Genomic DNA, 25,402 nt, shown 5'->3' with positions numbered 1-25,402 from the left:
CAGCATCAATGCCGGAGCCGCGTGGCCTGCCGATCTTTCATGCGAGAATTCGCGCCGCCCGGGCCACCGGGCGCGTCTCGCCGTAGTTCAATGGATAGAACGGCCGCCTCCTAAGCGGCAAATACAGGTTCGATTCCTGTCGGCGGGACCACGCAGCCCAGAGCTCGTCAGTTGTCGCTGCTGCGCGCGAAGATCAACCAGATCTCGGGTTCGCGGAAGTTGTCGAACATGCCGCTCAAGAGCTTGAAGCCGGCGTTCTCGAAGTAGCGGATCACGCTGGCGCCCTCGTCGTCCAGATGGGTGCCCAGCTCGTACTTGGCACCGTGGGCCTCGTCGTTCCAATGGCCCGGGTCGGGATAGGGCAAGACAATGAAGAGCGCGCCATTGGGCTGCAGGATGCGGCGGAACTCGGCCAGCACCTTGGCCGGCTGGTAGGCGTGCTCGAGCGTGTGGGAGGAGTAGACGATGTCCACGCTCGCGTCTTCGAAATTGACCAGCTCGTGCATATCGCCGGCAATCACCGGGTAGCCGCTCTCACGGGCGCGCTCGAGCTTGGATTCGTTGAACTCCACACCGATCACATCGCTGAAGCCCATCTGCTTGAAATAGCGCAGGCCGACACCGTCGCCGCAGGCGATGTCGGCAATGCGCAGATCGCGCGGCACCTCGGCAAACACCGCGTTCAGATAGCGCTGCTGCCCCTGTTCCCATTTGGGCACGGTGATCTCGTGCGAGGCCCATTTCTCGGTCTGGAACTGCACATAGGTCCTGTAGTCCGGGACGATGTCCTGGTAGGTCTTGACCGGCAGCACGGGGCTTGAGCTCATGGGCACACCTTTGCAAACGAGGCAATGTGTGGCCACGGTAACGCCGGGCCGGCCTTGGGGATCGGGCGATCAGGCCCGGAACTGACCCCTTGTTTGCGCGGCCAGAGGTAGATGAACGCTCATCGCTGGCGCATCGCCCGCGAGAGCATCAGCACCGGCACCAGCCCCACCAGCACGATGGCCAGCGAGGGCAGCGCAGCCTCGCCCAGGCGCTCGTCGCGCGCCATCTGGTAAGCAACCACTGCCAGGGTGTCGCTGTTGAAGGGGCGCAGCACCAAGGTGGCGGGCAGCTCTTTCATCACATCCACAAACACCAGCAAGGCCGCGGCCAGGCTGGAGCGCGCCAGCAGCGGCGCATGCAACTCCCAGAACACACGCCGGCGGCTGGCGCCCAGCAGACGGGCGGTTTCGTCCACATTGGGTGAGATGCGGGCATAGCCGGCCTCGACCGATTGCAAGGCCACGCCCGAGAAGCGCACCAGATAGGCATAGATCAAGCCGGCAATCGTGCCGGTCACCACACCCGTCAGGCCCAGCTGCGGCGCATGGGTTTGCAGCCAGCCCAGGGGCAGCAGAATGCCCACCGCGATCACCGCGCCAGGCACGGCATAACCGAGCGACACCACGCGCGTGGACAGCTTCAGCAGCCCGGCCCCTGGCCCGCGCTGGGCTGCAGCACCGGCGCTCATGCGGCCGGCATAGGCCAGCACCAGGGCCATGGCCACGGCCAGGGCGGCGGACAGGCCGGCCAGCTGAAGGCTGGTCCAGGCCCACTGCGCGAAGCGGGCCAGAGGCAGGCCGAACTCGCCGTAGCGCGCCTCCAGCCACATCAGCTTGAGCAAGGCCAGCACCGGCAGCACAAAGCCCAAAAGGATGGGCAGCGTGCACAGGCCCACGGCCAAGGCCGCAGCTGCGCCATGCAGACGCAGCGGCCGCGCCTCGGCCGCATGCTGGGCGCCGGCGCGGCTGCTGGAAAAGCGCAAGCGGGCCTGCGCGCGCCGCTCCAGCCAAAGCAGGCCGGCCACGGCCAGCAGCAGCACCGAGGCCAGCTGCGCCGCGGCCATGCGGTCGTTCATCACCAGCCAGGCCTTGTAGATACCGGTGGTCAAGGTGTTCAAACCAAAGTAAGAGCCCACGCCGTAATCGGCCAGGGTCTCCATCAGCGCCAGTGCCACGCCGGCAGCCAGGGCCGGGCGAGCCAGGGGCAAGGCCACCTCGCGCACCCGGCGCAGGGTGCCGGCGCCGAGGATGCGTGCGGTCTCCATCAGTGTCACGCCGCGCTCGCTGAGCGCCGTGCGGGTGAGCAGGTAGACATAGGGATAGAGGCAGAGCACGAACAGCAGCACCGCGCCCGGCAGGCTGCGCACATCGGACCACATGGGTTTGCTGCTGCCGGTGAGCTCACGCAGCCAGGTTTGCAACGCACCGCTGTACTGCAACGCGTCGGTGTAGGCATACGCGGCCACATAGGCCGGCATGGCCATGGGCAGGAGCAAGGCCCATTCAAACCAGCGCCGGCCCGGAAAATCAAACAAGCTGACGGCGGCCGCGGTGGCCCCGCCGAGCACCGCCACTCCCAAAGCCACCGAGACCGACAGCACAAGAGACGAGGCGGCATAGGCCGGCAGCACCGTCTCCAGCTGGTGACGCAGCAGCGCCAGGCTTTGCGCGTCGAGACCGAACCAGGAGCCGAGCACACCGAACACCGGCACAGCCAGCAAGAGGCAAACAACAGTGATCAGACGCAGCATGCGGGCGGTGGTCAGGAACGAACAGCGGAACAAGCGGCAGGCAGGACCGCAACAAGGCAACAAGGCAACAAGGCAACAAGGCAACAAGGACGATACGACACCGGCGACGCCCCGGCGCCGTCGCTGCCCGGCGACGCGCCCTGGCTTGATCTGAATCAAGCAAATGCGAACGATCCGCATTCGAAACACGCGGTGTGGGCGGCTATCATAAAGGCCATGTTTCTTGCCCTTGACCAGATCGGCCTGCGTTACCCCGGCGCTGCCCACAGCCACACGCACGGCCCGCAAACGGGTCAAGCCTCCAGCATCTCCAGCCCCACCCTTGCTGGCACCCCTCGACCGGGTGCGGTGGATGGCGTCAGCCTGGGTCTGGCACGCGGCCAGATCGGCGTGCTGATTGGCCCCTCGGGCTGCGGCAAGACCTCGCTGCTGCGCTGCATCGCCGGCCTGGAGCGACTGAACAGCGGCCGCATCCTGATCGAACACGAGCCCCTGGCCGATGCCGCCCGCGGCCTGCATCTGGCCCCCGAGGCCCGGCGCATCGGCATGGTGTTCCAGGACTACGCCCTCTTTCCGCACCTGTCGGTGGCCGACAACATCGCCTTCGGCCTGCGCCACCTGAGCCGCAGCGAGCGCGAGCGCCGCATCGGCGAGATGCTGGATCTGGTCGGCCTGGCCCATGCCGCCAAGCGCGCACCGCACCAGCTGTCCGGTGGCCAGCAGCAGCGCGTGGCCCTGGCCCGCGCCCTGGCCCCGGCGCCGCGCCTGCTGCTGCTGGACGAGCCCTTCTCCAGCCTCGACGTCGATCTGCGCGAGCACCTCTCGCAAGAGCTGCGCGCCATCCTCCACGCCAGCGGCACCACCGCCTTGTTTGTCACCCACGACCAATCCGAGGCTTTTGCCATCGGCGATGTGGTGGGCGTGATGAACAAGGGCCGGCTGGAGCAGTGGGACGCGCCCTACACCGTCTACCACCGCCCGGCCACGCGCTTTGTGGCGGATTTCATCGGCCACAGCGTCTTCACGCCCGGCCGCATCGTCCAGGGCGAATCGGGCCCCGAAGTGATGACACCCCTGGGCGCCCTGGTGGACGCCGACGCTTGTGCCCTGGCCAGCGCCTTCGAGGGCGGCCGCTGCGAAGTGTTGCTTCGAGCCGACGACATCGTTCACGACGATGCGGCGCCGGTGAAAGCGCAAATCGAACGCAAGGTGTTCCGCGGTGCAGATTTCCTCTACACCTTGCGCCTGGCCACCGGCGACCGCATCAAGGCCCATGTGCCCTCACACCACGACCACCAGGTCGGCGAGTGGATCGGCATCCGCCCTCTGGTCGACCATGTGGTGACCTTCCCGGCCGCAAGCGCCACAGCGAGCGAAAACACGCCGGCCTGAGGTTCGCACGCCCCCGGTGCCGAAAGTCACCCGAAACGTAAAGCCGCGGTAAAGCCGACAAAAAGCCCTGCGTTTCGTCGCTTTGTTCACCGGTTTGGGGCGATTTGAGCCCCCAAAACCGGCTGTCTGCCCTGCAAGCGAAAGCCCCACGGGCATATACTGAAGGCGTGGTTTTGGCGCGACTGTTACGCTTCAGATTCCACGATCTTGCTGAATTTCACCGACAGGACAGGCTCGCATCATGAGTGCCAAATTGAAAGTTGCCGGCTGGCTCGCTCTGGGCGCCGTTGCAGGCGCGTTGACCACGATGCAATTGCAGGCCAATGCCCGCAGCAGTCTCTCGCCGCTGCCGCTGGAAGAGCTGCAACAGCTCGCCGCCGTGTTCGGCATGGTCAAGTCCGATTACGTCGAACCGGTCGATGAGAAAAAGCTGATCAACGACGCCATCGCCGGCATGGTGTCCGGGCTGGACCCTCATTCGCAGTTCTTCGACAAGAAGAACTTCAAGGAATTCCGCGAAGGCACGACCGGCAAATTCGTCGGTGTCGGCATCGAGATCGGGATGGAGGACGGTCTGGTCAAGATCGTCTCGCCGATCGAAGGTTCGCCCGCCTTCCGCGCCGGCCTCAAGAGCGGCGACCTGATCAGCAAGATCGATGACACCCTGGTGCGCGGCCTGGGCCTGGACCAGGCCGTCAAGCGCATGCGCGGTGAGCTCAACACCAAGGTGCAGCTGACCATCTACCGCAAGAGCGAGAACCGCAGCTTCCCCGTCACCATCGTGCGCGAAGAAATCCGCGCCCAGAGCGTACGCGGCAAAGTGGTGGAGCCCGGCTACGCTTGGCTGCGAGTGAGCCAGTTCCAGGACCGCACGGTCGAAGACTTCGCCAAGAAGCTGGAAGAGATCTACAAGCAAGAGCCCAATCTCAAGGGTCTGGTGCTGGATCTGCGCAACGACCCGGGCGGCCTGCTGGAGGCCTCGGTGGCGATTTCTTCGGCCTTCCTGAGCAAGGATGTCGAAGTGGTCAGCACCAACGGCCAGATCGCCGACTCCAAGGCCACCTTCAAGGCCAGCCCCGATTACTACCTGCGCCGCGGCGGCAACGACCCGCTCAAGCGCCTGCCGGCCGCACTGAAGAAGGTGCCGCTGGTGGTGCTGGTCAACGAAGGCTCGGCCTCGGCCAGCGAGATCGTCGCCGGCGCCCTGCAAGACCACAAGCGCGCGCTGATCATGGGTGCCCAGACCTTTGGCAAGGGCTCGGTGCAGACCGTGCGCCAACTGAGCCCGGACACGGCCCTCAAGATCACCACCGCGCGCTACTACACGCCGAGCGGCCGCTCCATCCAGGCCACGGGCATCGTGCCCGACATCCAGCTGGACGAAACCGCCGAAGGCAATGTCTTCGCCGCCCTGCGCACCCGCGAAGCCGATCTGGAAAAGCACCTGGGCGGCAAGGACGAGGTCAAGGACGAAGCCCGCGAGAAGGCCCGCGAGGAAGCGCGCCAGAAGCTGGAAGCCGAGTACGCCAAGAAGAACGAGCCGCCCAAGCCCCTGCCCGAGTTCGGCAGCGCCGAGGACTTCCAGCTGGCGCAAGCCCTGAACCAGCTCAAGGGCCAGCCGGTGCTGGTGTCCAAGACTGCGGTGGAACGCAAGGCCGAAGCCAAGACGGCCGAGTAAGCCCAGCTCCCCCGATCAGGCCCGCCCTCCAGCGGGCCTTTTTCATGGGCGCCGCGCGCTATGCTCGCGCCATGAACGACGAACAGTTGCTGCGCTACTCGCGCCACATCCTGCTGGACGAGATCGGCATCGAAGGCCAGCAGCGCCTGCTGCAATCCCGGGCTCTGATCATCGGCGCCGGCGGCCTCGGTTCACCGGCCGCGCTCTATCTGGCCTCCGCTGGCGTCGGCCACATCAGCTTGGTCGATGACGACACGGTCGAGCTGACCAATCTGCAGCGCCAGATCGCCCACACGCAAGCGCGCATCGGCCGCCCCAAGGTCGAATCGGCCGCCGAAGCCATGGCCGCCATCAACCCGGATCCCCAGCTGCGCACGCTGCAGATGCGCGCCGATGCCGGCTTGCTCGATGAGTGGGTGGGCAGCGCCGATGTGGTGCTGGACTGCTGCGACAACTTCGCCACCCGCCAGGCGGTCAACCGCGCCTGCGTGCGCCACGGCGTGCCCCTGGTGTCGGGCGCCGCCACCGGCTGGCATGGCCAGATCAGCGTCTACGACAGCCGCAGCGGCCACGCGCCCTGCTACGCCTGCCTGTTCCCGCCCGACAGCCGCTTTGAAGAGGCCCACTGCGCCCTCATGGGCGTGCTGGCGCCGCTGGTGGGCATCATCGGCAGCATGCAGGCCGCCGAGGCCCTGAAAGTGCTGCTGGGTGCCGGTGAGCCCTTGTCCGGCCGCCTGCTGATGCTGGACGGCAAACGCATGGAATGGAGCGAAATACTCGTGCAGAAAGACCCCGGCTGCAGCGTTTGCCAACGCAGCGCCTGACCGAAACACACACGAAACATCGATTTCCAAGAAATTTACGAAAGAAAATTCTTCGCAGCTTCCCGTAAGCTGCCGCCCGGCGGTGACACACCGTCTCTGACTTGCCGCAGCGGCCTCCCACACGCCGCAGCCACGACCCCGATATGAGCCACAAGCGCAAACCCCTGATCGCCCGCAATTTCCCCAGCGCCAAGGAAGAAGTCCAGGAAGCGCGGCGCGGCGTGCCGCAGCCCAACTACGACCAGCCCGGCAGCGCCTACCGACTGGCCTTTGACGACAACGAGTTCCTGCTGCGCGACGATTTGCGCCCGGTGCGCATGCAGCTGGAGCTGCTCAAGCCCGAGCTGATCCAGCAGGAGCTGGGCATCAAGTCCACCATCGTGATGTTCGGCAGCGCCCGCATCCTGCCGCGCGAAGCGGCCGAGCAGAAGGTCGAACAAGCCCGCCAGAGCGGCGACACCGAGGCGCTCAAACGCGCCGAGATGCAGCTCACCATGAGCCATTACTACGAGGAAGCGCGGCGCTTTGCGAGCCTGGTCACCACCGTCTCCACCCAGCGCCACAACCCGATCTATGTGGTCACCGGCGGCGGCCCGGGCATCATGGAAGCGGGCAACCGCGGCGCCTACGAGGTGGGAGGCAAGAGCGTCGGCCTGAACATCGTGCTGCCGCACGAGCAGCACCCCAACCCCTACATCACGCCGGAGCTGTGCTTCCGCTTCCACTACTTCGCCCTGCGCAAGATGCATTTCCTGATGCGCTCGGTGGCCCTGGTCTGCTTCCCCGGCGGCTTTGGCACGCTGGACGAGCTGTTCGAGACCATGACGCTGATTCAGACGGGCAAGAGCCGGCGCCGGCCCATCCTGATGTTCGGCCGCGAGTTCTGGACCCGTTTGATCAATTTCGACTGTCTGGTCGAGACCGGCATGATCAGCCCCGGCGACGAGAAGCTCTTCCATTTCGTCGAGAGCGCCGAGGAAGCCTGGGCCCTGCTCGAATCGGAATACGACATGAACCCCGGGGCGCTCGACTGCGACGCGGCCGACTGAGACCGCCCTCCCCGACCCACCCCACACATAACAACACAGGACCACTGACATGACCACACTTCGATCCGTCTCCCTGATCGGCGCGCCCACCGACATCGGTGCGGGTGCACGCGGTGCCAGCATGGGCCCGGAAGCCCTGCGCGTGGCCGACCTGGCCGCGGCGCTGCAGAGCCACGGCGTCGATGTGCTGGACCGTGGCAACCTCAGCGGCCCGTCCAACCCCTGGCTGCCGCCGGTCGATGGTTACCGCCATCTGAACGAGGTGACGGCCTGGAACCAGACCGTGCACGATGCGGTCTATGCCGAGCTCAAGACCGGCCGCATGCCCATCCTGCTCGGCGGTGACCACTGCCTGGGTCTGGGCTCGATCAGCGCCGTGGCCCGGCACTGCCGCGATGTGGGTAAGAAGCTGCGCGTACTCTGGCTGGACGCCCACGCCGACTTCAACACCAGCGCCCTCACGCCCAGCGGCAACATCCACGGCATGCCGGTCGCCTGCCTGTGCGGCTTTGGCCCGCAGCAGCTGATCGAGATCGGCGGCAAGGTGCCGGCCATCAGCCCCAAGTGGGTGCGCCAGATCGGCATCCGCAGCGTTGACGCCGGCGAAAAGCGCTTCGTCAACGAGCAGGAGTTGGAAGTCTTCGACATGCGCTACATCGACGAGATGGGCATGCGCCACACCATGGAACTGGCCCTGGCCACGCTGGACGCCAACACCCATCTGCACGTCAGCTTCGACGTCGACTTCCTCGACCCCGACATCGCCCCCGGCGTGGGCACCACCGTGCCCGGCGGCCCGACCTACCGCGAAGCCCAGCTCTGCATGGAAATGATCGCCGACACCGGCTTCCTGGCCTCGCTGGACGTGATGGAGCTGAACCCAGCCCTGGACCTGCAGAACAAGACGGCCAAGGTGGCGGTGGACTTGATCGAATCTCTCTTCGGCAAATCCACCCTCATGCGCAAGTAAGCAAGGCTGATCGACCGGGACTCGGCGGCGCCGCGGGATGCGAGCACCGCCGAATCGGCGCCTCAGGTGCCCTACAGGCCAATCAGGAGGCCGCAGGCTCCAGTGTCGCCAGCAAGGCCACCAAGCCAGCATCCAGGGCGCGCCACTCGCTGCTCTTGAGCGGCGCCAGAATCGCCTCTTCGTTGGCGACATGAGCCTCCACCGCCTGATCGATCAGGGCCAATCCCTGAGGTGACAGGCGCAGCAGCAGGCTGCGTGCATCTTCAGGGTTAGGTACCCGCTCTACCCAGCCGGCGGATTCCAGGCGCTGCATTCGATGGGTCATGGTGCCCGAGCTCACCATCAGGGAATTGAGCAGAGCCGAGGGCGAGAGGCAATAGGGCTCGCCGGAGCGCCGCAAAGTGGCCAGGACATCGAACTCCCAGGCACTCAAGCCGAACTGCTCGAACCTAGCCTCCAGCCGGCGCTGCAGCAGTTGTGCGCAACGCTTCAAGCGGCCAATCGTGGCCATGGCTTCCAGTGCCAGATCCGGCCGCTCCACCTGCCACTGCTTCAGGATGCGATCGACTGCGTCCTCCGCGCCAGCGCTTGTCTCTCGTGCCATGGCCTGATCTCCAAATTATCTTGACTTCGAGATTATCTCCTGCGATATTTATCTTGAACTCAAGATAAATCCATGAAGCCAAACACGACAAAAACTCCGCTCGGCACGCAGCTCTTGCTGACCGCTATCGCCCCTCTCATTTGGGGCACGACCTATCTGGTGACCAGTGAATGGCTGCCAGCCGGCCGCCCCTTCACCGCCGCCGCCCTGCGCTGCCTGCCAGCGGGGCTCTTGCTGCTGCTGTGCTTTCGCCAGTGGCCGAGACGCCAAGACTGGGGTCCGCTGGCCCTGCTTTCAGCGCTCAATATCGGCGCCTTCCAGGCCTTGCTCTTCGTGGCCGCCTACCGCCTGCCCGGCGGCGTGGCGGCGGTGGTGGGCGCCATCCAGCCACTCTTGGTGATGGCCATGGCCTGGGCGATGGATGGCCGGAGGCCGCGCCGCCTGGCCCTGGCAGCCGGCACGGGCGGAGTGCTGAGCATGGCCGCCTTGCTGCTGGCACCCGGGGCGGCCTGGGATGCCGTGGGTGTGAGCGCAGCCCTGGCTGGCGCCGCCTGCATGGCGGCAGGCACGTTTCTGTCACGGCGCTGGCGCATCAATTTGCCGGTGCTGCCTCTGACGGGCTGGCAGCTGCTGCTCGGTGGCTTGATGTTGCTGCCCTTGGCGCTCTGGCTGGACCCGGCGCTGACGCAGATCAGCGCGAGCGAAGCCGGCGCCTACCTCTACCTCAGCTTGATCGGCACCTTGCTGAGCTACGCCCTGTGGTTCCACGGCCTGCAGGTGCTGCCGCCCGTCTCGGTGGCGTCCCTGGGCTTGCTGAGCCCACTGTGCGCCGTGCTGCTGGGCTGGCTCTGGCTGGATCAAGGCCTCAGCCCGATCGGCGCGCTCGGTTTTCTGGGCGTGCTGATCAGCATCGCGTTGGTGCAGCGCGCCAGCCTGAACAGCGCAGCACCAAACACCAAGGCTTGACGGCGATGTGCAACGCAAGCTCCTGCCTTGTCTTCTTTCTCACTCCCGGCCTAAAGCCCCCCATGCCATGAACATCCAGACCTTGATTGAACAACGCGCCTCCAGCAACCACTTCGATCGACATCGCAGCTTGAGCCCAGCCCAGATCGAGTTGCTGGCCAGCTTGGCCGGGCGGGCGCCCTCGGCCTTTCATTTGCAAAACTGGCAGTTCATCGCCGTGCAGACCGCCGAGGCCAAGGCCCGGCTCGCGAAGCTGGCCTATGGCCAGCACAAGGTCGAAGACGCCGCTGTCACCTTCATCATCTGTGGCACCCTGAACGCCCACCGCCAGCTGGCGCAGACTCTGGAGCCCATGGTCGCTGCCGGGCAGTTGCCAGCCACCGTCAGCCAGAGCTGGCAGCAGATGGCCACCGCCGCGCTGGAGCAGCAAGCGCAGGCGCAACGCGACGAGGCGATTCGCTCCGCCTCCCTGGCGGCCATGACCTTGATGCTGGCCGCCGAGGGGATGGGGCTGGCGTCCTGCCCCATGAGCGGCTTCGATGCCGAAGGACTGAGCCTGGCTTTTGGCTTGGCGCCTGAGGTCCTGCCGGTGATGCTGCTGCCGGTCGGCTACTCCGCCGAAGGCAACTGGCCGCAGAAGCCGCGCAAACCATTGGCAGAGATTCTGCGTTTCGCTTGAGCCCCGTCTTCAGGGCAGGCTCAGCCACTCGCCTTCATCCACACGCAGCTGGCGGATGTCCTCGCCCTCGAAGGCGTAGGTCAGCGTCAGCTGCTTGCGCCGGCCCGGTGAGGGATCACCGCCCATGGAGCCGTTGTCCACCCGCAGGCGCAGGCTGTTGCGCTGAATCCGGGCGCGCAGCAGATCGCTGACGTCGGCGCTGCGGCCACCCTCGCCGTAGCGCGCGCTGATGATGCGCAGGGGCCGATATCCCGGCCGCGGCGGGCCGCTGTCGTCCTCGCGCCAAGGGCCACCCGAGCCCCAGCCCAGGAACATCTCGCCGTCGATCCAGCTGCCTTCCTCATACTCGAAGCGGCGCTGGCGGCCGCTGGGCGTGCGCGTGTCCAGCCACAAGGTCTTGCGTCGCCCGGGCGCCGGATCGGCGCCGCCGAACAAGTCGTTGACCACCCGCACGCGCCGGTCGCGCCGTGCTACGCGGCGCAGCTCCTGCGTCACATCGATCTGATGGCGTTCGGTGCCATAGAGCGCGCGCACGATCTCATAACGCCCATCATCGTGACCACGTCCACCGCCGTGTGAACCCGGATCGCGGTGCTCGATGTAATCCCAGCTGCCACCCTCGGCGTGCCCCCAGTCGCCCTGACGCCAGCCGATGAAGTGGCTGCCATCGACCAGGCTGTACTCGGCATACTCGAACAGGCGCCGCTGCCCGTCCCGATCGCGGGTCATGATGCGCAAGGTCTTGCGTTCGCCGGGATCGGGGTCCACACCCAGCACCTCGTTGTTGACCTGGAAATGACCATCCCGGCGAGCGAGGCGACGCAGCTGCGCGCTGACGTCGACATGATTCTGCGCCGTGCCGTATCGGGCATGGAGGATCAGGTAATCGCCCTCATCCCAGGAATCACGGTCGCGTGCCCGAGCCGCAGGCAAGGCGCCCAGACACAAGGCGGCGCCCATCATTCGTACAAAGCGCTGTCGTTTCACAAACGTCCCTCTCGATGGTGGATTTTTTGGCGTCCCTGGCCTTGGCAACGCGGGCGCTCTGGGCCGGGTTGTCAGCGCGGCTCGGCGCAGCTGTTCGAATTTGTTTCAGGCGCTGAGGATCCAACCTTCCAGCGGGTCCATTGGCGCCGGCAAGCCGTATCCGGGCTGGGTCTGCGCCCAGCCGGCCTGCATCAGGCACAGGACAGCGTCCAGCCGGTCGCCGCTGGCATCGTCGATCAAGGCCTCGCGCTGGCTGTGGCTGAGCTTGAGGCGCAGACCCAGGCGGCTGCGGCCCTGCTCCAGGGCATCGATCAAGTCTTTGCGGGCGATCAGGCGCTCCGGTGTCTGCTTGGCGCGCTCGTCGCTTTTGTAGCTGCGTCGGCCGAGAAACTCACGCGCCAGCAAGCCCGGGTAGGCCTCCAGTGCCACGCGTTGGCGGTCGCCCTCACACAGACCCGGCAGGTGCACGCCGGCCTGCAGCAGCACAGGCACACCCGCGTGGAGCATGTAGGCCACCGGAGGGTTCACCCACTTCATGCTGGGCGAAGAGCCGGCCGGCAGGTCGCAGGCTCGGTGGGCGAATTTCTGGCCAGCCGGACGGGCGTCACAGAATGCAGCAAAGGTGGCGCGGATTTCGGCGCGGCTCAGGCCGCTGTAATGCGCCATCAAGGCCCGCCATTCCTGCGGCCAGCCCAGAGCCTGCACCAGCTCGCGCGGCAGGCCGAAGGGAAAGTCAAAGCCACCCAGCCAGGGTTCGGGCCGGCTCAGGAACTCGGACAGCTGAGCCAGGGTCTCAAAAGCCAGCAGACCATCCAGGCGCAAGACCTGACCCTGGCGGCGGCCCTGGGCCACGGTGATGGGTTTGCGGCGCGTCGGTGCGCTGCTGAAATCAAGCCCCAGCAAGGGGGAGTCGGACGAGGCCAAGGGCGCGCTAGAGTGCATGGGCCACACTCTAATCGCCCCGCCACGCCCACCCCACAAAGGAAAGCCATGTCCTCGGCCGAACATCCCGCTTCATCCCCTGCCAGCGACAGCCACCACAAGCCGCCGGTCGAACACCTGGTGGTCACCGAGCACAAGCTGGTGCTGGGCAAGCGCACGCTGGAATACACCGCCACCTGCGGCACGCTCTTGCTGCAAGAGGTGCACAGCGAAGCCGAAGGCGCCCAGAAAGGCCAGTTCAAGGGGCACAAGACACGCGCCAGCGTTTTCTTCATCGCCTACACGCTGAAGCGCGAGGGCAAGAAGGCCCCCTCGGCCTCAGAGCGCCCCCTGACCTTCAGTTTCAACGGTGGCCCGGGTTCGTCCAGCGTCTGGCTGCATCTGGGGCTGCTCGGGCCCCAGCGTGTGCCCACCGATGAGATGGGCCAGTGCGGCGCCCCGCCCTACGCCCTCACCGACAACGAGTTCAGCTTGCTGAGCGATTCCGACCTGGTCTTCATCGACCCGGTAGGCACCGGCCACTCGCGCGTGGCGGAGGGCGAGAAGCTGGCTGAGTACCACGAGTACCAGCGCGATCTCGACGCCGTGGGCGAGTTCATCCGCCTCTACCTGACGCGCAACGCTCGCTGGGCCAGCCCCAAGTACCTGATCGGCGAGAGCTACGGCACGACCCGCGCCGCCGGCCTGTCGCGCCATCTGCAGGACAAGCACAACATCCACCTCAACGGCCTGATGCTGGTGTCCATGGCCGTGGATTTCCAGACCCTGGGTTTCGATCACGGCAATGAACTGCCCTTCCCGCTCTTCCTGCCCACTTACGCCGCCACCGCCTGGTACCACAAGGCCTTGAAACCGGCGCAGCTGAAGAAGCCGCTGAAGCAAGTCGTCAGCGAGGCCGAGGAGTTCGCCAACGGCGAGTACTGGCTGGCCTTGATGCAGGGCTCACGCCTGAGCCCCGAACGGCGCCAGAAGGTGGCCGAGACCCTCTCGACCTACAGCGGCCTGAGCGTGGCCTATCTGCTGCGTTGCGATCTGCGGCCGACCGAGTTCCGCTTCTTCAAGGAGCTGCTGCGCGAGCGCGGCCAGACCGTGGGCCGGCTGGACAGCCGCTTCCTGGGCCTGGACCGCGACGATGCCGGCGAGCACCCCGAGGACGATGCCGGCATGAACAATCTGGTCGGCGCCTATGCCGTGGGCATCAACCGGGTGCTGCGCGAGCAGCTCAAATACGAGCGCGACGAGCCCTATCTGGTGATCGCGCCGCTCTGGAACACCTGGGCCTGGAAAGGCTTCGAGGGCAAGTACGTCAATGTCGGCGACAGCCTGCGCCGTGCCATGCACGCCAACCCGGACATGCGCATCTACGTGGCCAGCGGCTACTACGACCTGGCCACGCCGCACGCAGCGGGCGACTACACGCTCAGCCACCTGGGCCTGCACGGCAGCCTGCACGGCAAGATCCAGGTCAGCTATTTCGAGGCCGGGCACATGATGTACATCCACCCGCCTTCGCTGGAGCGCATGGCGCAGGAGCTGCGTGAGTTCGTGCGCGGCGGCGCAGACACGGGCCGCTGAGGCTCCAAAGAAAAGGCCCTGTCCGTCGGGACGGCAGGGCCTGTGCGGCGCTTGCGGCCGAGGCTCAGAGGCGGAACACCGCCACCGCGCGCGCGAGCTCGTCGGCCTGGGTCTGCAAGCTCTGCGCTGCGGCAGCCGACTCCTCGACCAGCGCCGCGTTCTGCTGGGTCATGGTGTCAAGCTGGCTGATGGCCTGGCCGATCTGACCAATGCCAGTGCTTTGCTCGGCGGTGGCATGGCTGATTTCGGCGACGATGCTGCCGACCCGCCCGATCGAGGCGATGACATCCTGCATGGTGCCGCCGGCGCGCTCGACCAGGGCGGCCCCGGCCTCCACGCTTTCGCTGCTGGCGGTGATCAAACCCTTGATCTCCTTGGCGGCCTCGGCGCTGCGTTGCGCCAGGGAGCGCACCTCGCTGGCCACCACCGCAAAGCCGCGCCCCTGCTCGCCGGCGCGGGCGGCTTCCACGGCAGCATTCAAGGCCAGGATATTGGTCTGGAAGGCGATGCCGTCGATGGTGGAGATGATGTCGCTGATCTTGCTGGACGAAGCGCTGATGCGGCTCATGGTGCTGACCACCTCGCCCACCACCTCACCGCCACGCTGGGCCACGCCGGCGGCTTCGGCCGCCATCTGGTTGGCCTGGCGGGCCGACTCGGCGTTGTGCTTGACACTGGCGGTGAGTTGCTCCATGGCCGAAGCGGTTTCCTCCAGGTTCGAGGCCGCCTGCTCGGTACGCTGACTGAGGTCATTGCCGCCCAGCGCTACCTCGGCCGAAGCATTGGCAATGTTGTCGGTGGCGCTGCGCACCTTGGCCACGACCTCGCGCAAGGACTCTTGCATGGCTTGCACGCCGCGCATCAGGTCCGAAGTCTCGGAACGGCCGCTGACCTGAATGCGTTCGCTCAGATCCTGGCCGGCGATGCGCTCGGCCGACTGCTTGACTTCGCTCAGGGGCTCGAGGATGGAGCGCAGATTGAAGAAGGTGTAGAAGCCGATCAGGGTCAGGCTGATGACCAGGATGGTGATCAGGGTCATGCGCGTGCGCTGCTCATGGCGGGCGATTTCGGCCACACCCTCTTCGGCATCCTGATCGATCAGCTTGACCAATTCGGCCATCTTGTCTTCAACCGGACGAATCGCCTTCTTGGCGGCGCCCAGGGCCTTGTTGGCCGCGGCCGAATCCGGGAACTCCTTTTGACCCAGCTTGTTCATGAAGGGGTCCATCTCGGCCTGGTACTGCCTCAGCCCCTCTTCGATGGACTGAATCACCGCACGCTCGGAAGGCGAGATGCTCAGGGCAGCCAATTGTTTCTGCGCTGCGAAGAAGGCATCGTAGGCTCGGCGCCAATCAGCACGGTATTTGTCGACGGCGGCAGCGTCGTCGAGATTGATCACCAGGTCCTTCTCGTAGCGCCGCAAATTGCCCGCCTCGGCGCGCATTTTGGAGACGTGGACCAAAGACTGGTTGTCGTTATCGACAAAGTGCTTGAAGGATTGCTTGGCCTCATTGAGGCTGTAGAGGCCGGCCCCACCAACCAGCAAGAGCATGCACATGGACACGGCCGCCAAGGCATACAAACGAGCGCGCACCGTGAAATCCTGGAGATTCAGCATCGTCAGCTCCCAAAGGTGAAAAACCCTTTGCCCGCAGAGCATATTCGAAACGCCAATCGCACACTCAAGAAAAGCGCGCGGGAAATCTACCAATTCGCAACATCCGGCATGGCCTGCCGGGCGCCCGACCCCCCCGGCGCGGGCGCTCAGGCCAGGGCCGCCATGGTCTTCAGGAAGCGGGCGCCAATCTCGGCGCGTGCCTCATGCTGGCCCTGGTGCAGGCGCCGCTGGCCGGCCACATAGACCTCCAGCAAGACCTGACCCTGGGACGCAAACACCAGGCCGTCCAGCACGGCCGAATCGGGCAGACCGGCGACGCCGCTGGCCAGTGGGTCCAGCACCAGGAAGTCGGCTCGGGCGCCGGCCTCCAGGCCCCAACGCTGAAAACCGGCCGGCGCCGCGCTGCCGGCACGCACGGCTTCAAACAAACGCGCCGCCGTGCTGGCCTCGCGGCCCGGGGCCGCCGCCACATTGCGCTGCTGCAAACCCAGGCGCTGGCCGTACTCCAACCAGCGCAGCTCTTCCACCCAGTTGCGGGTGACGTGGCTGTCCGAGCCGATGCTGATGGGCACGCCCGCCTCCAGCCAGCCGGAGAGATCGCACAGGCCGTCGCCGAGATTGCCCTCGGTGCCGGGGCAGATCACCACCGAAGCGCCCGTGGCCGCCACCTGGGCGATTTCCTCGGGCGTGCTGTGGGTGGCATGGACCAGGTGCCAGCGACTATCGGGCTGGAAGTCATTGCAAAGCAGCTGCATGGGCCGCTGGCCGGTGGCAGCCAGACAGTCGCGCACCTCCTGCTGCTGCTCGGAGATGTGGATGTGAATCGGGATGTCGGTCTCGCCGACCAGGGCCTGCAGTTCCTGGATGTCGCCAGCATGGGCAGCGCGCAGGGAATGCAGGGCCACACCGGCATTCAGCAGCGGCCGGCCGGCGGCGCGGATGCGCTCGCTGGCGCGCCAGACCCAGGCGGCATCGCTGGCGAAGCGGCGCTGGTCGCGGCGCAGGGCCGGCTCGGCAAAGCCGGCATGGGCGTACAGCACCGGCAACAGGGTCAGGCCCAGACCCACTTCGGCGGCGGCGTCGGCCAGAGCCCAGCTCATGGCCAGCTCGTCGGGGTAGGCGCTGCCGTCTTCCTGATGCTGCAGATAGTGGAACTCGCAGACCTGGGTGTAGCCGCCCAGCAGCAACTCCAGGTAGAGCTGGGCGCCGATGTCGCGCAGTTGCTCGGGCGTGACGCGCAAGGCCAGGCCGTACATGCGGTCGCGCCAGGACCAGAAATCGTCATCGCCCGCCTCGCGCCTCTCGGCCAGGCCGGCAAAAGCGCGCTGGAAGGCATGGCTGTGGGTGTCGACCAGGCTGGGGATGACCGGGCCCTCCAGGCGCGCGGCACCCTCGGGGCAGGCCTGGCCTGTCTGCACGTGCAGCCAATGGCCATCGGCCCCCACCTCCAGCAGCACATCGTGCTGCCAGCGCCCTTCGACCCAGGCTTGCGCCGCCCAGAACTTCTTGTTGATCGCGTTCATGCTCAGGCCTGTGGGTTCTGGGGCTGCCACTGCAGCAATGCGCTCAGCAGCTGGCGGATCAAGGGCTGCACCTGGGCGGCCAGATCGGGGTCGTAGGCGTAGGGCGGCTGTTCGCTCATATAGCAGCGCTGGCACATCTCCAGCTGCACGGCGTGGATCTGCTCGGCCGGCTGGCCATAGTGGCGGGTGATGTAGCCGCCCTTGAAGCGGCCGTTGACCACCTGGGTGTATGCGCTCTGGCTGGCCTGCACCTGGCCCAGAGCGGCGGTGATCTCGGGCGCGCAGGAGCGACCCTCGACCGTGCCCAGGTTCAGATCGGGCAGGCGGCCCTCGAACAGCCAGGGCAGCTCGGAGCGGATGCTGTGGGCGTCGAAGAGCAAGGCGTAACCAAACAGGTTCTTGAGCCGCTGCAGCTCGGCGTTGAGGGCACGGTGATAGGGCAACCAGTAGAGCTGGCGGCGGCGCAGCTTCTCGGCCTCATCGGGCTCTTGGCCGGCCAGGTAGAGCGGCTCGCCGGTGAAGAAGCGGGTCGGGCAGAGCTCGGTGTTGGAGGCGCCCGGGTACATGGGCGTGTCTTCGGGCGGGCGATTCAGGTCGATCAGATAGCGCGAGTAGCTCGGCACGATCAGGCTGGCGCCCAGCTCCTCGGCGATGCCGCCGTAGAGGCGCTCCAGATGCCAGTCGGTGTCCTCGCTGTCCAGCGCGCGGGGCTGGTAGCGGGCCTGCTGGTCCGCAGGGATCTGATGGCCCACATGGGGCATGCTGATCAGCAAGGGCGTGCGGCCCTGCCGCAGCTGGAAAACAGGACTCATGATGGGGCAGACAACAGTTTCAGGTTCGCTCAGCCGCGCAACTTGGCGCCACGCACCACCTGGCGCAGCGGGTTGCGGCCGAAGTAATAGGCCAGCTCATTGGGATGCTCGACATCCCAGAGGCAGAAGTCCGCACGCTGGCCCGGGGCCAGCTGGCCGCGGTCGGCCAGGCCCAGGGCGCGGGCCGCGTTGACGGTCACACCGCGCAGCGCCTCTTCCGGCGTCAGGCGGAACAGGGTGCAGGCCATGTTCAGCATCAGCAGCAGGGACAGGGTGGGCGAGGTGCCGGGGTTGTGATCGGTGGAGATGGCGATGGGCACGCCGGCCTCGCGCAGCGCCTGCACCGGCGGCAGTTTCGTCTCGCGCAGGAAGTAGTAGGCGCCCGGCAGCAGCACGGCCACGGTGCCAGCGGCCGCCATGGCGGCCACACCCCCAGCACTCAGGTACTCCAGGTGGTCGCAGGACAAGGCCTTGAACTCGGCCGCCAGCTGGCTGCCGCCCTGGTCGCTGAGCTGCTCGGCATGCAGCTTGACCGGCAGGCCAGCGGCGCGCGCGGCCTCGAAGATCTTGCGCGTCTGGGCCGGCGAGAAACCGATGCCCTCGCAGAAGGCATCGACGGCATCGACCAGGCCCTCGCGCTGCAGCAGGGGCAGCCAGTCGCAGACGGCTTGCACGTACTCGTCCGGCCGGCCGTCGAACTCCGGCGGTACGGCATGGGCACCCAGGTAGGTGGTGCGCACCTCGACGCCGAGGCCGGCCAGGCGCCGCGCCACGCGCAGCATCTTGGCTTCCGAGGCCTGACTCAGGCCATAGCCCGATTTCACCTCGACCGTGGTGACGCCTTCTTTCAACAGGTTCAGCAGCCGGTGGGCGGCCTGGGCGTAGAGCTGGTGCTCGGTGGCCTGGCGCGTGGCTGCGACGCTGGAGCGGATGCCGCCACCGGCCTTGGCGATCTCTTCATAACTGGCACCCTGCAGGCGCAGCTCGAACTCGCTCGCACGCTGGCCGCCGTAGACCAGATGGGTGTGGCAGTCGATCAAGCCTGGGGTCACCACGGCGCCGCCGAGATCGTGGGTCTGGGCCACGGTGGCGCGCAGCTCGGGCGTCAGGTCGGCGGCGGCGCCGACCCAGAGGATGTGCTCACCCTGGGTCAGCACAGCGCCCTGCTCCACCCAACCCCAGGCGGCGTCACCCGCCAGCGTGGCCAAACGGCCACCGGTCCACAGCTGCGTCTTCATGGTCATTGAGCTCCTGCGTGTTGCTTTGCCTATTGCCTCATCAGCCCCCGGTGTCCTCGGCCTCGCTCCAGGCCATCCACCAGGCGGCACCTTCGCCATCAAAAATGCAGCTCTGCCGCGCCGGGCTTTCGCACCAGGCCAGGCTCAAGGGGCGCAGCGGCATGGCACGCGCGCCATGGCTGAGCAGGCCTCCGCCGGCGGTGAACAAGCCGAACCAGCGACTGTTGCCCGCCTCGGGCAGAAAGGGGTGATCGGCCGGCTGCACCAGCAGGCGGCCGCGGCTGCGCCGGTGCATCAGATTGAAGTCGCGGGTGGCGCCGCCGATCAGGCTGCACTCAGGCGCCAGGGCGCCATCGAAACTCAGCAACTCGTCGCCGACGCGCAGCTCGTACTCATACAAGCGTACGCCATCGCCGCGCAGCACGGCGAACCAGCGCTGGATGCCTTCGAAGGCCGAGAACGGCCCGTCGCGCTCGATATCGGCCACGCTCAGGCGCACGATCCAGTCGCTGGGATGTGGCCAGGCCAACAGCTCGCGGGTCTGCCCGCCGCCGTTCTTCCATGGCTGCGGCGCCAAATCTTCCGCGCTGATCACACTCCAACTCATGGGTGCACCCCGTCGCTGCGCTCCGACCCGCCAAGCGGGTGCACGCCCAATTCCGGGCGGCCGATCATTGTGCTCATGCCTGAAAACTCCCCTGCAACAGGTAACGCGAGCCGGGGTGGATCAAACGGACGGTGGTGACGATGCGCCCACGGCTCAGGGTGCTGCGCTTGACCACCAGACAGGGGTCGCGCCGCGAAATGCCCAGAAGCTTAGCCTCGGATTCGCTCGGCAGCGTCGATTCGATGGTGTAGCGGGCCTCGCTGAGGGGGGCAACTTGTAACAAGTAGTGGGTGGGCGTGCTCTGGCTGAAGTCCTGGGCCAGGTAGTCCGGCGCGCAGAGCGGGTTGACCAGGCGGTCTTCGCACTGAATGGCCACGCCGTTTTCCAGGTGCACGATGACACTGTGGAAGAGCTCAGCGCCGGCCGGCAGCTCGAACTCGGCCGCCTGCTCGGCCGTGGCGCACAGCGTCTCCAGGCGGTGCAGCACGGCCTCGTGGCGGTGGCCGCGCTCCGCGATTTCGTCGTGCACATCGCGCACGGTCAGGGTCGAGGAGATGCGGTGCAGCTGGGCCACAAAGGTGCCCACGCCCTGCACCCGCTCGATCAATCCCTCCTGGTGCAGCTCGCGCAGGGCACGGTTCACCGTCATGCGGCTGACGCCAAAGGTCTGCACCAGTTCGGCCTCGGAGGGCAGCAGATCACCGGCCACCCAGTGGCCCGAAGCGATGCGTTCGCGCAGATGGTTCTGCACCTTGAGGTACTGCGGTTCCGGGCTGGCGGGCGATTTTCTGACCATGTCCGGATCGTAGTTGACTTTACTTGTATAGACAACTAGAGTTCGCCACATTCCGCAGCCCCATAGGAGCCCGTCATGTCCTCACCGTCGACCACGCCCAAGACCTCTGCTCAGCCGCGCGTCGTGCGCGCGCCCACCGGCACCCAGCTCAGCTGCAAGAGCTGGCTGACCGAGGCCGCTTTCCGCATGATCCAGAACAATCTGGACCCGGTGGTTGCCGAGAACCCGGACGCTCTGGTCGTCTACGGCGGCATCGGCAAGGCCGCCCGCAACTGGGACTGCTTCGAAGCCATCCTGGCATCGCTCAAGAAGTTGGAAGCCGACGAAACCCTGCTGGTGCAGTCGGGCAAGCCGGTCGGCGTGTTCAAGACCCATGCGGACGCACCGCGCGTGCTGATCGCCAACTCCAATCTGGTGCCGCACTGGGCCAACTGGGAACACTTCAACGAGCTCGACCGCAAGGGCCTGATGATGTACGGCCAAATGACGGCCGGCAGCTGGATCTACATCGGCACCCAGGGCATCGTGCAAGGCACGTATGAAACCTTTGCCGAAGCCGGCCGCCAACACTATGGTGGCTCGCTGACTGGCCGTTGGGTGCTAACCGCCGGCCTGGGCGGCATGGGCGGCGCCCAGCCCCTGGCCGCCACGTTTGCCGGCGCCTGCTCGCTGAACATCGAATGCCAGCAATCGCGCATCGATTTCCGCTTGAAGACCCGCTATGTCGACGAGCAAGCAACCGACCTCGACGACGCCCTGGCCCGCATCGCCAAATACACGGCCGAAGGCAAGGCCATCTCCATCGCCCTGCTGGGCAATGCCGCCGAGATCCTGCCGGAGCTGGTGCGTCGCGCCAAGGCTGGCACCGCCATCAAGCCCGATCTGGTGACCGACCAGACCAGCGCCCACGACCTGATCAACGGCTATTTGCCGGCCGGCTGGACCGTGGAGCAGTGGAAGGCCGCCGCCGCCGACCCCGCCCAGCATGCCGACCTCAAGGCCGCTGCGGCGCGCGGCTGCGCCGTCCATGTGCAAGCCATGCTGGACTTCCAGGCCATGGGCATCCCGACCGTGGACTATGGCAACAACATCCGCCAGGTGGCGCTCGAGCAAGGTGTCAAGAACGCCTTCGACTTCCCCGGCTTCGTGCCCGCCTACGTGCGCCCGCAGTTCTGCGAAGGCCGCGGCCCCTTCCGCTGGGTGGCGCTGTCCGGCGACCCGGAAGACATCTACAAGACCGACGCCAAGATCAAGGAACTCTTCCCCCACCACGCCCATGTGCATCGCTGGCTGGACATGGCCAAGGAGCGCATCGCCTTCCAGGGCCTGCCGGCGCGCATCTGCTGGCTGGGCCTGGGCGAGCGTCACATCGCCGGCCTGGCCTTCAATGAGATGGTGAAGAACGGCGAACTCAAGGCCCCCATCGTCATCGGCCGCGACCATCTGGACAGCGGCTCGGTCGCCAGCCCCAACCGCGAAACCGAAAGCATGCAGGACGGCTCGGACGCCGTCTCCGACTGGCCGCTGCTGAACGCGCTTCTGAACACCGCCGGCGGCGCCACCTGGGTCAGCCTGCACCACGGCGGCGGCGTGGGCATGGGCTTCTCCCAGCACAGCGGCGTGGTCATCGTGGCCGACGGCACGGATGCCGCCGCCCAGCGCCTCTCGCGTGTGCTCTACAACGACCCCGGCACCGGCGTGATGCGCCATGCCGATGCCGGCTACGACATCGCCAAGACCACGGCGCGTGAGCGTGGCCTGAACATGCCCATGCTGGACCAAAACTGATACCCGAACGCAGAGTTCGCAGAGAAACGCAAGGGCCGCAGAGTCTTTGCCGTTTTCGTCTCTGCGAGCTCTGCGAATCTTCGCGACCTCTGCGTCCCAACGTCTAGCTCAAACCCGAACACATGAACATCGAAATCACCCCTGGACAGCTATCCCTGGCCCAGCTGCGCCAGATCCGCAGCGGCGGCATCACCCTGAGCCTGCACGCCAGCGCCGACGCCATCATCCGCCGCAGCGCGGCCGTGGTGCAGGCCGCAGCCGCCGGCGACGCCCCCGTCTACGGCGTCAACACCGGCTTTGGCAAGCTGGCCTCCAAGCGCATCAGCAAGGAAGAGCTGGCCACGCTGCAGTTCAACCTGATCCGCTCGCACTGCGTCGGTGTCGGCGCGCCGCTGCAGCCCGAAGTCGTGCGCCTGATGCTGGCCACCAAGGCCGCCTCGCTCGCCCGCGGCCACTCGGGCGTGCGCCCCGAGGTGGTGCAAAGCCTGCTCGACGTCTTCAATGCCGGCCTCATCCCGTACGTACCGGCACAAGGCTCGGTCGGCGCCTCGGGCGATCTGGCCCCACTCTCGCACATGACCCTGGCCCTGCTGGGCGAAGGCGAAATGCTGGTCGATGGCAAGCGCGTCCCCGCCCTGCCCGAGCTGCAAAAGCACGGCATCGCCCCCCTGGTGCTGCAAGCCAAGGAAGGCCTGGCGCTGATCAACGGCACGCAGACCAGCACCGCCCTGGCGCTGGAAGGCCTGATCCGCTTTGAGCAGGTCTATGCCTCGGCCCTCGTCTCGGGCGCGCTGAGCCTGGACGCCGCCCGCGGCAGCGACGGCCCGTTTGACCCGCGCATCCACGAGGTGCGCGGCCAGCCCGGCCAGATCGAAGCCGCCCGCGCCTACCGCCAGATCCTGGCCGGCAGCGCCATCCGCGAGTCGCACAAGGAAGGCGACGAGCGCGTGCAAGACCCGTATTGCCTGCGCTGCCAGCCGCAGGTCATGGGCGCGTGCCTGGACCAGGCGCGTTATGTCCGCGATGTGTTGATCCGCGAAGCCAATGCCGTGACCGACAACCCGCTGGTGTTTGCGGGTGAAGACGGCAGCAGCTATATGGTCAGCGGCGGCAACTTCCACGCCGAGCCGGTGGCCCTGGCCGCTGACGCGCTGGCCTGCGCAATTGCCGAGGTCGGCGCCATCGCCGAGCGCCGCATCGCCATGCTGATCGACGCCAGCGTCTCGCGCCTGCCGCCCTTCCTGACCGAGAACGCCGGCCTGAATTCGGGCTTCATGATCGCCCACGTCACCGCCGCCGCCCTGGCCAGCGAGAACAAGAGCCTGGCCCACCCGGCCAGCGTGGACAGCCTGCCCACCAGCGCCAACCAGGAAGACCATGTCTCCATGGCCACTTTCGGCGCGCGCCGCTTGGGGCAGATGCTGGACAACACCGCCCACATCATCGGCATCGAACTGCTGGCCGCCGCTCAGGGCATCGAGTTCCTGCGCCCGCTGAAGAGCTCGGCCGCGCTGGAAGAGGTGCACGCCCTGGTGCGCAAGACCAGCCCGGCCATGCCCACCGACCATTACCTGGCCCCCAGCATCGAAGCCGCGACGGCCCTGGTCTTCACCGGCGAACTGGCTGCGCTGGTCGAGCGCGAAGGCAGCATCGTCGTGCTGCCCTGATCGTGTCTTGAGATGCGCAAAGCCGGCCTGGTGCCGGCTTTTTTCATGGGCGGGAGGCTGAGCCGCCGGAGCCGCCTGAGACGAGAATTACAAACCCAAGTCCAGCGCCCGCGACGCCCCCTCCAGCGCGGGCGACACCGCCGCGTCGATCACGTGGCAGGGGATCGGCGTGAGGAAGCCGGACAGGCGGCCCTTGCCCTCAAAGCGGCTGCGGAAGGTGGAGCTGCGCAGCTCTTTCAGCAAGCGCGGGGCGATGCCGCCGCCGATGTAGACGCCGCCGCGGGCGCCCAGGGTCAGGGTGACGTTGCCGGCCATGCTGCCCAGGAAGCCGCAGAACAGGGCAATGGCCTGGGCGGCGGTGGCGTCGCCGGCCTCGGAACGGCCGAGCACCTCGGCGGGCTCCAGGCTGAGGACCGGCTGGCCGTTCAGCTCGGTGCAGGCTTGGTAGAGATTGACCAGGCCCGGGCCCGAGAGCGCACGCTCAGCCGAGACATGGCCGAAGCGAGCACGCAGGCGGGCGATCACGGCATCTTCGAAATCATCGAGGCCGGCCAGGGTGGCATGGCCGCCCTCGCCCGACACCGGCCACCAGCCGCCGCCGGGCAGCGGCATCAGGCCGGCCACGCCGAGGCCGGTGCCGGCGCCGATCACGGCCAGCGGCGCGCCGGCCACAGCCTCACCGGGGCCCAGCGCATGCAGCTGCGCCGCTTGCAGATCCGGGATGCCCAAGGCCAGGGCGGCGAAGTCGTTGATCACCGTCAGGCGCTTGAGACCCAGCTCGCGCTGCAGGCCGCTGATGGAAAACGACCAGGCGCCGTTGGTCATGCGCACCTCATCGCCGCTGATCGGATAGGCGATGCCGATGGCCAGGGCCTGGGGCCGCGGCAGGCCCTGCTGCTGCAAATAGGCCTCGACGGCTGCGGCCAGCGAGGCATGCTCGGCACCGCGATAGATCGCGCAGGCGCGCAGCGGGGCGCCCGGCGCATCGACCCAGGCAAAGCGGGCATTGGTGCCGCCGATATCGGCCAGCAGGCGGGGGAAGGTGTCCGGGCTCGGAACGGGAGTCAACATGGCAGGTGGTCAGTCAGCAAAAGGAAACAGCGCGGCGC

The 25,402-nt window shown here is 66.9% G+C and carries 22 protein-coding genes and 1 tRNA gene; 11 read left to right on the top strand and 12 right to left on the bottom strand.

All coding sequences use genetic code 11. The features are described from left to right. Positions 1 to 76 precede the first annotated feature (76 nt). Positions 77 to 151: transfer RNA gene (locus OOB33_RS11315), tRNA-Arg, on the top strand. Positions 152 to 167: 16 nt separating this feature from the next. Here the strand turns inward: OOB33_RS11315 and OOB33_RS11310 are convergent. Beyond that, complete coding sequence (locus OOB33_RS11310; RefSeq protein WP_102767516.1) at positions 168 to 827, bottom strand: class I SAM-dependent methyltransferase; 660 nt, start codon at positions 825 to 827, stop codon at positions 168 to 170. Positions 828 to 946: 119 nt separating this feature from the next. Then, positions 947 to 2,578, bottom strand: a complete 1,632-nt coding sequence (locus tag OOB33_RS11305) for an ABC transporter permease (RefSeq protein WP_102769555.1) — start codon at positions 2,576 to 2,578, stop codon at positions 947 to 949. A 216-nt stretch (positions 2,579 to 2,794) separates the two neighbouring features. Here OOB33_RS11305 and OOB33_RS11300 point away from each other — a divergent pair, with 216 nt between their 5' ends. The 5 genes from OOB33_RS11300 to rocF all read left to right on the top strand — a co-directional run bounded on the left by OOB33_RS11300 (position 2,795) and on the right by rocF (position 8,491). Then, positions 2,795 to 3,970: an ABC transporter ATP-binding protein gene (locus OOB33_RS11300; RefSeq protein WP_171825781.1), complete on the top strand. Its 1,176-nt coding sequence runs from the start codon at positions 2,795 to 2,797 to the stop codon at positions 3,968 to 3,970. Between the two features lie 241 nt (positions 3,971 to 4,211). Further along, positions 4,212 to 5,648: a S41 family peptidase gene (locus tag OOB33_RS11295; RefSeq protein WP_171825780.1), complete on the top strand. Its 1,437-nt coding sequence runs from the start codon at positions 4,212 to 4,214 to the stop codon at positions 5,646 to 5,648. A 71-nt stretch (positions 5,649 to 5,719) separates the two neighbouring features. Then, positions 5,720 to 6,472 carry a HesA/MoeB/ThiF family protein gene (locus OOB33_RS11290; protein WP_102767519.1) on the top strand — a complete coding sequence of 251 codons (753 nt, stop codon included), beginning with the start codon at positions 5,720 to 5,722 and terminating at the stop codon, positions 6,470 to 6,472. Between the two features lie 143 nt (positions 6,473 to 6,615). Next, complete coding sequence (locus OOB33_RS11285) at positions 6,616 to 7,521, top strand: TIGR00730 family Rossman fold protein (RefSeq protein ID WP_271008742.1); 906 nt, start codon at positions 6,616 to 6,618, stop codon at positions 7,519 to 7,521. A gap of 49 nt (positions 7,522 to 7,570) precedes the next feature. Then, positions 7,571 to 8,491 (top strand): arginase, encoded by a 921-nt coding sequence (gene rocF / locus OOB33_RS11280; protein WP_102767521.1) that lies wholly within the window; start codon positions 7,571 to 7,573, stop codon positions 8,489 to 8,491. A gap of 82 nt (positions 8,492 to 8,573) precedes the next feature. Here rocF and OOB33_RS11275 read toward each other — a convergent pair whose 3' ends face one another. Beyond that, the gene (locus OOB33_RS11275) at positions 8,574 to 9,095 is read right to left on the bottom strand and encodes a MarR family winged helix-turn-helix transcriptional regulator (RefSeq protein WP_271008741.1); all 522 of its coding nucleotides are present in this window, start codon (positions 9,093 to 9,095) and stop codon (positions 8,574 to 8,576) included. A gap of 72 nt (positions 9,096 to 9,167) precedes the next feature. On the opposite strand from OOB33_RS11275, the gene OOB33_RS11270 reads away from it, so the two are divergent. Both OOB33_RS11270 and OOB33_RS11265 read left to right on the top strand, forming a co-directional pair. Continuing rightward, a complete protein-coding gene (locus OOB33_RS11270; RefSeq protein ID WP_271008740.1) occupies positions 9,168 to 10,061 on the top strand; it encodes an EamA family transporter in 894 nt (297 codons plus the stop codon). A 67-nt stretch (positions 10,062 to 10,128) separates the two neighbouring features. Next, entirely contained in the window at positions 10,129 to 10,740 is a 612-nt protein-coding gene (locus OOB33_RS11265) for a nitroreductase family protein (protein ID WP_271008739.1), read from the top strand. A 9-nt stretch (positions 10,741 to 10,749) separates the two neighbouring features. Here the strand turns inward: OOB33_RS11265 and OOB33_RS11260 are convergent, their stop codons facing one another. Both OOB33_RS11260 and OOB33_RS11255 read right to left on the bottom strand, forming a co-directional pair. Beyond that, a complete protein-coding gene (locus tag OOB33_RS11260) occupies positions 10,750 to 11,727 on the bottom strand; it encodes a hypothetical protein (protein ID WP_133155140.1) in 978 nt (325 codons plus the stop codon). Positions 11,728 to 11,832: 105 nt separating this feature from the next. Further along, on the bottom strand, positions 11,833 to 12,669 hold the full coding sequence (locus OOB33_RS11255; RefSeq protein ID WP_271008738.1) for a DUF429 domain-containing protein: 837 nt from the start codon (positions 12,667 to 12,669) through the stop codon (positions 11,833 to 11,835). Between the two features lie 48 nt (positions 12,670 to 12,717). Between OOB33_RS11255 and OOB33_RS11250 the strand changes: the two genes are divergently transcribed. Continuing rightward, on the top strand, positions 12,718 to 14,244 hold the full coding sequence (locus OOB33_RS11250) for a S10 family peptidase (RefSeq protein WP_271008737.1): 1,527 nt from the start codon (positions 12,718 to 12,720) through the stop codon (positions 14,242 to 14,244). Between the two features lie 64 nt (positions 14,245 to 14,308). On the opposite strand, the gene OOB33_RS11245 is transcribed toward OOB33_RS11250, so the two are convergent. The 6 genes from OOB33_RS11245 to hutC all read right to left on the bottom strand — a co-directional run bounded on the left by OOB33_RS11245 (position 14,309) and on the right by hutC (position 20,838). Beyond that, positions 14,309 to 15,862: a methyl-accepting chemotaxis protein gene (locus OOB33_RS11245; protein ID WP_271008736.1), complete on the bottom strand. Its 1,554-nt coding sequence runs from the start codon at positions 15,860 to 15,862 to the stop codon at positions 14,309 to 14,311. Between the two features lie 146 nt (positions 15,863 to 16,008). Continuing rightward, complete coding sequence (hutF, locus tag OOB33_RS11240; RefSeq protein WP_271008735.1) at positions 16,009 to 17,385, bottom strand: formimidoylglutamate deiminase; 1,377 nt, start codon at positions 17,383 to 17,385, stop codon at positions 16,009 to 16,011. A 2-nt stretch (positions 17,386 to 17,387) separates the two neighbouring features. Further along, positions 17,388 to 18,197, bottom strand: a complete 810-nt coding sequence (gene hutG, locus OOB33_RS11235) for an N-formylglutamate deformylase (protein ID WP_271008734.1) — start codon at positions 18,195 to 18,197, stop codon at positions 17,388 to 17,390. A 29-nt stretch (positions 18,198 to 18,226) separates the two neighbouring features. Next, positions 18,227 to 19,435, bottom strand: coding sequence for an imidazolonepropionase (gene hutI, locus OOB33_RS11230; RefSeq protein ID WP_271008733.1), 1,209 nt, complete (start codon positions 19,433 to 19,435; stop codon positions 18,227 to 18,229). A 40-nt stretch (positions 19,436 to 19,475) separates the two neighbouring features. Then, on the bottom strand, positions 19,476 to 20,042 hold the full coding sequence (locus OOB33_RS11225; protein ID WP_171825767.1) for a HutD/Ves family protein: 567 nt from the start codon (positions 20,040 to 20,042) through the stop codon (positions 19,476 to 19,478). Between the two features lie 73 nt (positions 20,043 to 20,115). Further along, on the bottom strand, positions 20,116 to 20,838 hold the full coding sequence (gene hutC, locus OOB33_RS11220; protein ID WP_271008732.1) for a histidine utilization repressor: 723 nt from the start codon (positions 20,836 to 20,838) through the stop codon (positions 20,116 to 20,118). Between the two features lie 75 nt (positions 20,839 to 20,913). Between hutC and hutU the strand changes: the two genes are divergently transcribed. After that, positions 20,914 to 22,626 (top strand): urocanate hydratase, encoded by a 1,713-nt coding sequence (gene hutU, locus OOB33_RS11215; protein WP_271008731.1) that lies wholly within the window; start codon positions 20,914 to 20,916, stop codon positions 22,624 to 22,626. A gap of 122 nt (positions 22,627 to 22,748) precedes the next feature. Continuing rightward, positions 22,749 to 24,293, top strand: coding sequence for a histidine ammonia-lyase (gene hutH, locus OOB33_RS11210; protein WP_271008730.1), 1,545 nt, complete (start codon positions 22,749 to 22,751; stop codon positions 24,291 to 24,293). Between the two features lie 87 nt (positions 24,294 to 24,380). On the opposite strand, the gene glk is transcribed toward hutH, so the two are convergent. Further along, the gene (gene glk, locus OOB33_RS11205) at positions 24,381 to 25,364 is read right to left on the bottom strand and encodes a glucokinase (protein ID WP_102767535.1); all 984 of its coding nucleotides are present in this window, start codon (positions 25,362 to 25,364) and stop codon (positions 24,381 to 24,383) included. Positions 25,365 to 25,402 lie beyond the last annotated feature (38 nt).

The organism is Paucibacter sp. B51, assembly GCF_027863535.1.
In the GTDB taxonomy this organism is placed as follows: Bacteria; Pseudomonadota; Gammaproteobacteria; order Burkholderiales; family Burkholderiaceae_C; genus Paucibacter_A; species Paucibacter_A aquatilis.
This window is presented reverse-complemented; position numbering and strand designations above follow the sequence as displayed.